The organism is Roseobacter denitrificans OCh 114 (genome assembly GCF_000014045.1).
GTDB classification, from domain to species: Bacteria; Pseudomonadota; Alphaproteobacteria; order Rhodobacterales; family Rhodobacteraceae; genus Roseobacter; species Roseobacter denitrificans.
This window is the reverse complement of record NC_008209.1, coordinates 3,986,623-3,998,659: the sequence shown is the minus strand read 5'-3', so window position 1 is coordinate 3,998,659 and position 12,037 is coordinate 3,986,623. Positions and strand designations below refer to the sequence as shown.

Annotated in this window: 8 protein-coding genes; 7 read left to right on the top strand and 1 reads right to left on the bottom strand. The window is 57.1% G+C overall.

The features are described 5' to 3' along the window. Positions 1–212 precede the first annotated feature (212 nt). Positions 213–1,241 (top strand): extracellular solute-binding protein, encoded by a 1,029-nt coding sequence (locus RD1_RS18885; protein WP_011570178.1) that lies wholly within the window; start codon positions 213–215, stop codon positions 1,239–1,241. Between the two features lie 144 nt (positions 1,242–1,385). On the opposite strand, the gene RD1_RS18880 is transcribed toward RD1_RS18885, so the two are convergent. Next, positions 1,386–5,291: an Ig-like domain-containing protein gene (locus tag RD1_RS18880; protein ID WP_011570176.1), complete on the bottom strand. Its 3,906-nt coding sequence runs from the start codon at positions 5,289–5,291 to the stop codon at positions 1,386–1,388. A 690-nt stretch (positions 5,292–5,981) separates the two neighbouring features. Here RD1_RS18880 and RD1_RS18870 point away from each other — a divergent pair. From RD1_RS18870 to RD1_RS18845, 6 genes are all read left to right on the top strand, one after another. Next, positions 5,982–7,715, top strand: a complete 1,734-nt coding sequence (locus tag RD1_RS18870; protein WP_011570173.1) for an ABC transporter substrate-binding protein — start codon at positions 5,982–5,984, stop codon at positions 7,713–7,715. A 97-nt stretch (positions 7,716–7,812) separates the two neighbouring features. Next, positions 7,813–8,877 (top strand): ABC transporter ATP-binding protein, encoded by a 1,065-nt coding sequence (locus tag RD1_RS18865; protein WP_011570172.1) that lies wholly within the window; start codon positions 7,813–7,815, stop codon positions 8,875–8,877. Then, on the top strand, positions 8,877–9,950 hold the full coding sequence (locus tag RD1_RS18860; protein WP_011570171.1) for an ABC transporter ATP-binding protein: 1,074 nt from the start codon (positions 8,877–8,879) through the stop codon (positions 9,948–9,950). Before RD1_RS18865 ends, RD1_RS18860 begins: the two co-directional genes overlap by 1 nt. Then, positions 9,947–10,810 carry a carbohydrate ABC transporter permease gene (locus RD1_RS18855; protein ID WP_011570170.1) on the top strand — a complete coding sequence of 288 codons (864 nt, stop codon included), beginning with the start codon at positions 9,947–9,949 and terminating at the stop codon, positions 10,808–10,810. The genes RD1_RS18860 and RD1_RS18855 overlap by 4 nt, the downstream gene beginning before the upstream one ends. Continuing rightward, positions 10,807–11,604 carry a carbohydrate ABC transporter permease gene (locus RD1_RS18850; RefSeq protein ID WP_011570169.1) on the top strand — a complete coding sequence of 266 codons (798 nt, stop codon included), beginning with the start codon at positions 10,807–10,809 and terminating at the stop codon, positions 11,602–11,604. Before RD1_RS18855 ends, RD1_RS18850 begins: the two co-directional genes overlap by 4 nt. Then, positions 11,601–12,002 carry a DUF2160 domain-containing protein gene (locus RD1_RS18845; protein WP_245897322.1) on the top strand — a complete coding sequence of 134 codons (402 nt, stop codon included), beginning with the start codon at positions 11,601–11,603 and terminating at the stop codon, positions 12,000–12,002. Before RD1_RS18850 ends, RD1_RS18845 begins: the two co-directional genes overlap by 4 nt. Positions 12,003–12,037: the final 35 nt, after the last annotated feature.

Below are 12,037 nucleotides of genomic sequence, written 5' to 3'. Positions count from 1 at the left end.
GTGCGATGCGCGCGGATTGGCGGCAGTCACCACGCTTTTTCTACCTGTGGTTTGTGTTTTGGCGGGCCTACACGTGGCGCAAGTGTTGCAAGATGCTCAGGCCAGCGATGAAGCGGTTGGTGAATTTTTCATTGAAGGTCGCAAAACCTGCGATTTTCTGCTTTGATTTGATGCAAAGCGACAAAAACGATCATCAACATGGAGAAAAAGACATGAAGCTGCTCAATTCCACTGCCCTCGCCACCGCATTGTTTGCCACCAGCGTGGCTGCCGAGGGCGAGTTGGTTCTTTATCATTGGTTTGGGTACATGCCGCAGGAATTGCTGGAAAAATTCACCGCTGAGACCGGCATAAACGTCACCATGGATACATATGATTCAAACGAGGCGATGCTGGCATCCCTCAAGGCCGGTGGCATGGGGACCTATGACCTTGCCGTTCCGGGCGACTATATGGTTGAGATCATGGAGGGCGAAGGGTTGCTCGACACGATTGCGGATGGTGAACTTGCCAACAAGGGCAATATCGCGCCGGAATGGGCGGACCCGAGCTTTGATCCCGGACGCAAGCATTCAATTCCCTATCAATGGGGCTCAACCGCGTTTGCCGTCGATACCGATGCCTTCAGCGGGAATATCAACACGACGGATATTCTGTTTAACCCGCCTGCCGAACTGTCGGGAAAAATCAACATGCTCGACAGTCAGGGCGAGGTTCTGGCCATGGCGGCCCTGCATATGGGCATCCCGCAGTGTTCAACGGATCGCGCGCAACTCAGCGCTCTGAACGATATGCTGCAGGAGGCCAAAACGCATTGGGCGTCTTTCAACTCTGACACCGCCAAAGAGGTTCTTGTGTCCGGTGATGTGGATGTTGGCATGATCTATGACGGTTTCAGTGCCAAGGCGCGCGCGGAAAAAGCGTCGATCACTTATGCCTTCCCCGCCGAAGGATACGTTGTCTGGATGGACAATGTGGTCTTGTTGAACGACGCGCCTAACCGGGACAACGCCATCAAATTCATGGATTTCCTGCTGGAACCTGAGAACATCGCGGCTGTGTCGAATTATGCCCGCTATGGCAACGGCGTGACGGGCACCGGCGAATTCCTCGACCCGGAACTGGCGACACTGCCCGAGTCAAACCCACCGGCAGAAGCGGGTGCGGGCGCCTTTATTCAGGTTTGCGATGAGGCGACACAGGCGGTGTACGACCAGATTTGGGTCAACCTGAAAAAGTAGTCAGGCGACAGGCAGGATCCGGCGAGTTTTCGTGCCGCCGGATCCCATAGCGATAGCTGATGACCTCCGCCATGCGCAGGTGTTCTGCGGCGCAGGCTGGCGCAAGAACCTTGCCCAGAGCTTGCAGCGACAAAGGCTGCCGGATCAGGCCATGAAACTGTCCAGATAGATCAACCCGTCTTGCAGCGCGAGATACCCGGCAACCTCGTTTGTATGGTCCACTTCAGTGTCCGCAGACCGTTCTTCCTGCACAAACATCGACACACCGTTTGCGTCGATCTCGCTCAGGCGCAGCGTGGCCGTATCAACGCCGTCTGTGGTTTGCATGTCTGCGATAAAGACGGGCGTCTCGGTAAAGGGTTGCGTGAACACAAAGCTGTCGGCGCGTTCATCAAGCTGATCGCCTGTGCGCACGGCTTCCAACCCGCCGCTTGCGCCGGTTTCAATGGCGATCCAGGAGACGGTCTCGGCGACATGGGCGCCTCCCGCTTCCTCCTCTTCGATCTGAACTTCGAACCCCTGATCGGTAACGCTGCGGATGCGCGTGGCAAGGGCTGCGGCGTCATTCACCGTGGTGGTTTCCGCAAAGACAATGGCATCGTCCAGCGTTTCCCCAAAGGCGACAGCGGCGAACCCAACGCCAACCGAGGCTATTGACGCGACAATGGTCTGGCCATTGCTGAGGGTGTGCGAGCCTTCGGCAATGGCCAGCCAGCCGATATCCTCCACGCCATGGACCCCGTCCAGATAATCCCATTCGTCGATCTGAAACTCGAAACCGTTGTCGGTGACATTACGCACACGCGTGGTCAATTCTTGCGCGTCGTTACTGGTCGCCGGGCCCAGCACCACAACGGCATTGTCGATTTGCGTGTCAAACGCCACGCTGTGCCACTGATCTGGTTCCGTTTGGGCAACAGACGCGACCCCGCTTTGCCCGATGGCTTCCGTCAGCAACGGTTCGTCCATTCCGTTGATCGTGACTGTCACGGAAGCGCTGGATACGGCCCCATCCGCATCCGTGACGGAATAAACAAACTGATCCGTCGCGGTCTGCCCTGTATCCAATGCATCAAATGCGCCGTTCTGATCATAGGTGAGGGTCTGGTCGGTATCCCATTTGACGCGTGCGCCCGAAGCAAGCGTAATCGTCTGACCAATGGCAATTGGCTGACCTTCGATGCCGGACAAAGCCAACACATCACCATCTGCGTCCACGTCATTGGCCAGAACATCCAGCGACAGCGCCACGTCCTCGGTCACGGTTGCGGTATCGTTCTGCGCCACGGGTGCGGTGTTTGGCGGGTCGTTGACAAAGATCAGGCCACCTTTGAGCGCCACGACACCAAGGGTTTCATCCGTATGGCCAATTTCGGTGTCTTGAGATTGCTCTTCCTCTACAAAGAGAGAGACGCCCGTGGCATCAACAGCGGCGAGGCGCGTGGTTGATGTATCTGCGCCATCGGTTGATTGCATGTCGGCCAGAACCACCGGCGCGGTCACAAAGTCGGCGTTGAAATCGTAGCGCGCCGCTGTCTCGTTCACCTCATCCGGGGTGATGAACGCATCGAAATTCGCGTTTTGACCCGTTTCAATCGCGATCCATGACACGGTTTCATCCACATGCGCGCCGCCTGCTTCTTCTTCGGTGATCTGCGTCTGAAATCCCTGCTCGGTGACGTTGCGGATGCGGGTGGTCACGGCACTGGCCTCATTGAGTGACGTAACCTCGGCCAGAACCACGGCGTTGTTCAGCGTTTCACCAAAGCTGAGCGTTTCAAGGCCGGTGCCAACGGATGCGGTCGCGGCGACGATCGTCTCGCCGCTGCTGAGCGTATGGGATCCCTCGGATATGGCCAGCCAGCCGATGCTCTCGCTTGCGTGGACTCCATCCAGATAGTCCCATTCGTCGATCTGGAACTCGAAACCTGTGTCCGTGACATTGCGCACGCGCGTGCTGAGCGGGGCGTCGTCAAAGTCACTTGCCGGGCCCATTACGACGACAGCGTCCGCGATTGCCGTTGCAAAGCTGACCGTGTGCCATTGATCAGGGTCGGCTTGCGACACGGTGGCCACGCCACTTTGCCCGATGGGTGCCGCCGCAGGGCTGTCATCCACGCCATTTACCGTGATCGTCACCGTGGCCGTGTTCGATTGGTCACTCTCATCGGCTGCGGTATAGGTGAAACTGTCGGTGGCCGATTGCCCCTCGGTAAGGCCATCAAAGGCGCCGTTGGGGTCATAATCGAACGTCCCATTCGGATCGACTGTCAGCAATGCGCCAGAGGCGAGGGTGATCTGGTTGCCGACATTGGCGGCTTCGTTGTTCACGGTGGCGACGCTGAGCGGGTCGCCATCGCCGTCGCTGTCATTGGCCAGAATACTGGCCGCTGCAAGCGGGCTGGCCTCGTCGGTTGAAAAGGCATCGTTGCTCGCAACGGGTGCCAAATTGCTGCCCAGCCCATCCAGAATGTTCTGAAAACTGAAGGTCTGATCATCAAAGCTGAGGAATTCAACGGTGTTTTCCACAAGGTCCATCGCGACATTGATCACGGAAAGGAATGTGCCGCTGATGCTGAAGGAATAGTTTGAAAACAGACCGAGAAAATCGACCGTGTCGGTGCCAGCGCCGCCGTAATAGGTGTCATCCCCGAGACTGTCGTTAAAGGTGTCGTTACCCCCATTGCCCCTGAACACATTCGAGGCGTCATTGCCAAAAAACGTATCCGATCCCGACCCACCGATGGCGTTTTCGATGATCGTGCCCTCGGCCAGCGTCAGATTGCCCGTCAGACCACCGATGTTGGAGATAGAGGGTGCTGTCGCGAACTGGCTGGTAGGGGTCAGGTTAATCACTTGGTTTGCGGAATACCCGCTGAAATCAAGGGTGTCGATGCCGCCTGCATCCACAATCGTTGAGGCGGTTCTGTTTGCATAGGTGGCAAACTCGGCCCAGATGTTCGACGTGCTGGCGGAGATATTGGTGTTGAACCCATAGACCGTATCGCCCAGAAACGCGTTGGTGATGCCAAAATTCGTGCCGCCAAAGCTCTGATCGCCGTATATGTCCTGCAAGGCGATCCAATCCACGGCCATTGGCGTCTGAAGAAAGGCAAAACTGGCGGGGATCGTGGTGTTTTCGTTCTGGCTGAAATAGGACATCATCGTCGCCTGCCAGCTGTCATTGTCAAAATCCGCATCACCCGGAAATGAACCGCTGCCATTGTAGAGGCCCTGATGCCCCAATCCCAGGGCATGGCCCACTTCGTGGAAAATCGTCTGCAGTGTATAGTCGTTGTAGGTCGACGTACCCCCGGACCAGTCTTGTCCGATGTTGATCCATGAATATTGAATGCCCGCAGAAAACCCGGTCGAATTTGCGTAGGCGCGACCTGCGTCGGTGTCCTTGAAGAAGATATCCGTGAAACTGGCGTCCGAGGAACTCGTCTCGACAAATGAGATGCCCAGCACCTCACCAAAGACATCCATGACATCGCGCACGAGATCGGCGCGCGGCGCGGTGAGCCCATTTGTGTCCGTGCCAGCACGGTTCACATTCGAAAACCCGGTGACGTTGTAGTGCAACACGCCGCTCTTTGGGTTGAGACCTGAATCCGTCAGATTGAACTCGCGCGGGACGGTGCCGAATTGGCTCCAGAAATCAGTCGTCAGAAAATCCGCCAGATCGCTCAGCTGTGAAGGGGCGGACAAATTGTCTGTCCCAAGCTCATTTCCCGGATCATTCGCGGCGATGGCTCTTTTGAGAACGAGGTCTTCGGGGGGCATGCCGCCGCAGCCGATACAAGCGCACCCGGTCAGATGGTTGATCTCGACAAAAGGGATCGTGTCTTCTGTTTCGCGCGCCCCGAACAGGCCGGGCGTGAAAGACACAGCCGGCGTGGCATCACCCCCCACATTGTCCGCGGCTGCGGGGGGCGCGTCGGAAAGCGACGACGCCAGTGGCAACGTCTGGCCATAGGTGCCCAGACTGTTTTCAAAAGCCAGAACGCTCTGGCCCAAGGTGCCGGTTTTTATGACATTTTCACTCATGAAAGGGCCACCGATTGGTCACTCATCTTACGGTCCATTCTATTTTGATATTACTGTTTGATAGCCTCGTATGGTCCCGAAATTTGTAGAAGGAGACGAACGATTGGCGCAATGTTTCAATTGTCGGTCAAATATATCGGCAGTGTTTCGCGGCTTTCAGCCATTTTTCAAATGAATCGGGCGGATTGTTGCGCGTCTGTCCCGACGAAAACGGATGCGACAAAGAGCGTTCTGGAAAAGTCGCATATGGCGCGCACGCCCGTTGGTTTTATTGTTGCCGAAGGTCTCCTTTCCGAGGGCCAAAAGGCGTAGATGTGGATATGTTAACATATCTGAGCCTTTTCTTAGTCTTATTACAGGGCTGATAAGGTTAATCACTTGTTAATGCCTTTATACGGCTTGGTGTTTAAGCAAGTGTCGTTTCGTCGCACGGCACGGCGCGGATGACCCATGCGCGCCTGTTTGGCTTTTGCGCCGCTGAGACGGCGCGCTATAGTGAAACGGCATGCTGGAAAGGCTGGTATCAGGGGCCTGCTGTGGTGCGCGGAGTATTGCCGGTTAAAAAAGAGCAAATAAAAACAACACCCTAAATGTCTACTAAATATTTAGTTTGACACAATTGCTCAGATAACAGTAGCGTGATCCCGCTGGCATAGGTCGGCGACTTTAAAAAATTTGGGAGGAGAAAAGATGCGCAAGTATCTGCTCTCCGCGACTGCGGCTATGGCCGTCATCGCGGGGTCTGGGACCGCTTTTGCCGATACGGCTGCGGCTCAGAAATGGATTGATCAGGAATTCCAGCCATCGACCCTGACGAAAGAAGAACAGCTCGCTGAAATGGAGTGGTTCATTCAGGCGGCGGAGCCTTTCGAGGGTATGGAAATCAACGTCCTGTCCGAAGGGATTCCGACCCACGGATATGAATCCGAGGTGCTGACGAAAGCCTTCGAAGAGATCACCGGGATCAAGGTAAACCACCAGATTCTTGGTGAGGGCGAAGTCGTGCAGGCGGTGCAAACGCAAATGCAGACCCGTCGCAACCTTTATGACGGGTATGTTAACGATTCCGACCTGATCGGGACGCACTCACGGTTGCAGCTGGCCTATAATCTGACCGAACAGATGGCCGGTGAATGGGCGGATACGACGTCGCCGACGCTGGACCTTGATGACTTCATGGGCATTCAGTTCACAACGGGTCCCGACGGGAACCTTTATCAGTTGCCCGATCAGCAGTTCGCGAACCTCTATTGGTTCCGCAAGGACTGGTTTGACCGCGAAGACCTCAAAGCGGCCTTCCGGGAAAAATACGGCTATGAATTGGGTGTGCCGGTCAATTGGTCCGCCTATGAGGACATCGCCGAGTTCTTTTCCAATGATGTGAAAGAAATCGACGGCGTCAGAATTTATGGCCATATGGACTACGGCAAACGCGCCCCTGATCTGGGCTGGCGCATGACTGACGCGTGGCTGTCCATGGCCGGAGCGGGGTCGGTCGGGGAACCCAACGGCGTGCCGATTGATGAATGGGGCATCCGGATGGAAGCGGGAACGTGCAACCCGGTCGGCGCATCCGTAACCCGTGGCGGTGCGGCGAACGGCCCAGCGGCGGTCTACGCGATCCGCAAATGGGATGAGTGGCTGCGCAACTATGCACCTCCCGGCGCGGCAAGCTATGATTTCTACCAGTCGTTGCCAGCGCTTGCGCAGGGTAACGTGGCACAGCAGATCTTCTGGTATACGGCCTTTACCGCAGACATGGTGAAACCGCAGTCGGAAGGCAACAACACCGTTGATGCGGATGGCAACCCGCTCTGGCGGATGGCCCCGAGCCCGCATGGTCCCTATTGGACCGAAGGACAGAAGGTCGGCTATCAGGACGTAGGCTCCTGGACCTTCCTGAAATCAACCCCGTCTGATCGTGCGCAAGCGGCGTGGCTTTATGCGCAGTTTGTCACCTCCAAGACCGTTGACGTCAAGAAATCGCATGTGGGTCTGACCTTTATCCGCGACAGCACAGTGAACCACGAAAGCTTCACCGAACGCGCGCCCAAACTGGGCGGTCTGGTGGAATTCTACCGCTCGCCCGACCGGACTGCATGGTCGCCGACCGGCATCAACGTGCCTGACTACCCCAAGCTGGCGCAGATCTGGTGGCAGCAGATCGGTGATGTGAACTCCGGTGCATTCACACCGCAGGAAGCGATGGACCGTCTGGCCGAAGAGATGGACATCACCATGGCGCGGATGCAACAGGCGGATGAAGCGGCTAACGTCTACGGCGGCTGTGGCCCGCGCCTGAACGAAGAGCGTGATGCCGAGTTCTGGTTCGCCAACGGTGGTGCCAAGCCCAAGCTGGAAAACGAAAAGCCGCAAGGCGAGACGGTCAACTACGACGATCTCGTTGCGCGCTGGAACCAGTAAGCCAATCCGTGGCCTCGTGACGGGCGGGGCCACGGAACACTACCGGAGCATCCGATGCGGTGCTCCGGTTTCAAGGACCGAGGGCGCAAGGTAGAAGATGAGCATCGAACTGATAGACGCCACCAAGGTGGTCCGCGGGATCACCCATGTCAAACCCACATCACTGGTCCTGCATACTGGGCATTTCAATGTGCTTTTGGGGCAGACGGGTGCAGGCAAGACATCCCTGATCAAACTGATGGCGGGGCTTGATCCGCTGGCGTCCGGCAAGATTCTGATGGATGGGCAGGATGTATCGAAACTCTCGACACAAAAGCGCAACATCGGCCTCGTACATCAGTTTTTCGTCAACTACCCCCATATGACGGTTTACGACAATATCGCCTCGCCGCTGAAAGTGGCAGGGATGGCCAAGTCAGAGATCGCAGGACGGGTGGAGGAGGCGGCCGATATTCTGCAACTGCGCCCGATGTTGCACCGCCGCCCGCAGGAATTGAGCGGCGGGCAACAGCAGCGCTGCGCCCTTGCCCGCGCCATCGCCAAGGAGAGCCGCGCGGTGTTTCTGGATGAGCCGCTGGCCAACCTCGATTACAAGCTGCGCGAAGAGCTGCGCGAGCAATTGCCCGAGCTTTTCGCCGGGCGCGGCACGGTGGTTGTTTATGCCACATCCGAACCCGAAGAGGCGTTGTTGCTCGGCGGCAAGACGGGCCTCATGGATGACGGTGTTGTCACGCAGTTCGGCCCCACCGCCGAGATTTATCGAAAGCCCGCGACGCTGACGGCCGCGCGGGTGTTTTCCGACCCGCCGATCAATGCGGCACAGATCACCAAGACGGGCAATACCGCATCGCTGGACACTGGCGTGAAATGGCCGCTGTCGGGTCCTGTCGCCGATCTGGCCGACGGCACCTACACGGTGGCTGTGCGGCCCCACCATGTCACCCCGTTTTCCGCCTCGCCAAATGAGGTCGAGTTGAACGGCGTGGTACAGGTGACAGAGCTTTCGGGGTCGGAATCCAGCGCGCATTTCCAGATGGGAAATGAGGGTTGGGTGTCCCTCGCCCATGGCGTGCACCCCTATCAAGTCGGCGAGGAGCATCGTTTTTTCATGGACATCAGCAAAGCCTTTTACTTTGCGCCGGACGGGAGCCTTGTTGCCTGATGGCTAAGATCACGCTTTCAAATCTGCGCCATTCCTATTCTGCGAACCCTTCAGGACCTGAGGATTACGCGCTTAAGTCCATTGATCTGGATTGGCAGGACGGGGGCGCCTATGCGCTTTTGGGGCCGTCAGGGTGCGGTAAGTCCACCTTGCTGAACATCATTTCGGGGCTGCTGGTTCCGTCGCAGGGGCGCATCCTTTTTGACGGCAAGGACGTCACCGACCTGGCACCTGACCAACGCAACATCGCGCAGGTGTTCCAGTTTCCGGTGATTTACGACACGATGACGGTGCGCAACAACCTTGCGTTTCCCCTGCGCAACCGTGGTGTGCCCGAGGCAAAGATCGCAGAGCGCGTGGCTGAGATTGCGGGCATGCTTGATGTGGAAGACATGCTGGATACACGCGCAGCACATCTGTCGCCGGACAACAAACAAAAGATTTCCATGGGGCGGGGCCTGGTGCGCGATGATGTGAATGTGGTGATGTTCGATGAACCGCTGACCGTGATTGACCCGCATCTGAAGTGGAAGCTGCGTTCCAAGCTCAAGGAATTGCATCAGCGTGTGCGGGCGACAATGATCTACGTGACCCATGACCAGACCGAAGCGCTGACTTTTGCGGATCAGGTTGTCGTAATGCAGGACGGTGAGGTGGTGCAGATCGGCACCCCGGTAGAACTGTTTGAACGGCCCCAACACACCTTTGTGGGCCATTTCATCGGCTCGCCGGGCATGAACGTCCTGCCGGTGGTCGAAGAAAGCGGTGGCGTGCGTTTCGAGGGCCACCCGATCGCACTTGAAGGCGCCATCGCGGGGCAGGGCGGCAAGACCGCCATCGGCATCCGCCCCGAATTTGTCACGCTCTCCGATGCGGGTTTGCCGGCGCGGGTGCGCAAAGTGTCCGATGTGGGCCGCCATTCCGTCGTTGAGGCCATGGTGGGTGATACATCCGTCAAGGCCGTCGTCGAAGGCGAAGTGCCACTACAGGGCGCGCCCGTGCATCTGGCCTTTCGTCAGGATCAGACGCGGCTTTACCGAAACGACTGGATCGCGACGGAGGCCGCATCATGAAGACCGAAAACCAAAAAGCATGGTTCTTTGTGCTGCCGGTACTGTTTCTGGTGGCGTTCAATGCGCTTGTCCCGATCATGACGGTCGTGAACTATTCCGTGCAGGAGACGTTCGGCAACAACCTGTTTTTCTGGCAAGGTCTGGACTGGTTCGAACAAATCCTGCGCTCGGAACGGTTTCACGCAGCCCTCGGTCGCCAGTTTCTCTTTACCGGCCTGATCCTCGCGATCGAGATACCGCTGGGCATCATCATCGCGCTTTCCATGCCCAGACGGGGAATCTGGGTGCCGGTTTGCCTTGTGCTGATGGCCCTGCCCATGCTGATCCCGTGGAACGTCGTGGGTGCCATGTGGAACATCTTTACCCTGCCCAAGATCGGGATGATGGGCTATTTCATCAATGACGTTCTGGGCGTGCACTATGACATGACGCAGGACCCGCTGGCCGCATGGATCACCATCATCGTGATGGATGTCTGGCACTGGACATCGCTGGTCGTGCTGCTGTGTTACGCGGGCCTCGTGTCGATCCCGGATGCCTATTATCAGGCGGCCAAGATCGACGGCGCGTCCCCTTGGAAGGTGTTTCGCTACATCCAGCTGCCCAAGATGAAAACCGTTCTGACCATCGCGATACTGCTGCGGTTCATGGATAGCTTCAACATCTACACCGAACCCTTCGTGCTGACAGGCGGCGGGCCGGGCAATTCCACCACACTGCTGTCGATTGATCTGGTGAAAATCGCGCTGGGCCAATTCGATCTGGGGCCAGCGGCGGCGATGTCGCTTATCTATTTCGCCATCACATTGCTGGTGTCGTGGCTGTTTTACACATTGATGACCAAGGATGACAACAAATGAGAAAACGTTCCCTCATCCCCATTTTCTACATTCTGTTTCTTATGTTGCCGATCTATTGGCTCGTCACGATGAGCTTCAAGACTACCAACGATATCCTCGCAGGGTTCAGCCTCTTTCCCGAGACGTTCACCTTGGACAATTACCGCGTCATCTTCACCGATCCGACGTGGTATTGGGGGTATATCAACTCGATCATCTATGTGTCGCTGAACACCGTGATCTCCATCTGTGTGGCTCTGCCTGCGGCTTACGCGTTCTCGCGCTACCGCTTTCTGGGGGACAAGCAGCTGTTCTTCTGGCTGCTCACGAACCGGATGGCCCCTGCGGCGGTATTCGCGCTGCCGTTCTTTCAGCTTTATTCATCCGTCGGATTGTTCGACACGCACCTCGCGGTGGCTTTGGCGCATTGCCTGTTCAACATCCCGCTTGCGGTCTGGATCCTTGAGGGGTTCATGGGCGGTGTGCCCAAGGAACTGGATGAGACGGCCTATGTGGATGGCTATTCCTTCCCGCGCTTTTTCGTCACGATCTTTCTGCCCACGATCAAGGCGGGTGTCGGCGTTGCCGCCTTCTTCTGCTTCATGTTCTCGTGGGTTGAGCTTTTGCTGGCCAAAACCCTGACGGCTGTGGACGCCAAACCGATCGCCGCCACGATGACCAAAACAGCCTCCTCCGCCGGATACGAGTTGGGTCTTCTGGCAGCGGCAGGCACCCTGACCATCATCCCGGGCGCCATCGTGATTTACTTTGTACGCAACTACATCGCAAAGGGCTTTGCCCTGGGGAGGGTATGATGAAACGGCTGATCGCCTTAGTGGCGCTGCTTGTGGCAAGCCCGGCCCTCGCACAGGGCTGGGGCAACGTCGCCCAACAGGAAGAGGAAACCGGGTTTTCATGGACCAACCCGCTTTGGCCCGAATTCTGGATGGCATGGACGCCTGCAACCTTTCTTGTGTTTTGCGGCATATTTGGCGCGATGGCGATCCTCACCATCCTTGAGATCCGCAGACCCGGCGGAGACGAACGGCGCGGCATTCTGGGCCTGACCACAACACGGGGGGACAGGCTGTTCATTTCGCTGCTGGGAACCGCATATATCTTCCTTGCATGGCTCGGTTTGGTGGGCCAGCCCGTGTGGTGGCCCTTGGGCATTTCAATCCTCTGGGCCGTTTTTTGTTTTCGAAAGGTGTGAGAAATCTCTTTGGGATACGAAAGTCTTGGTATTTA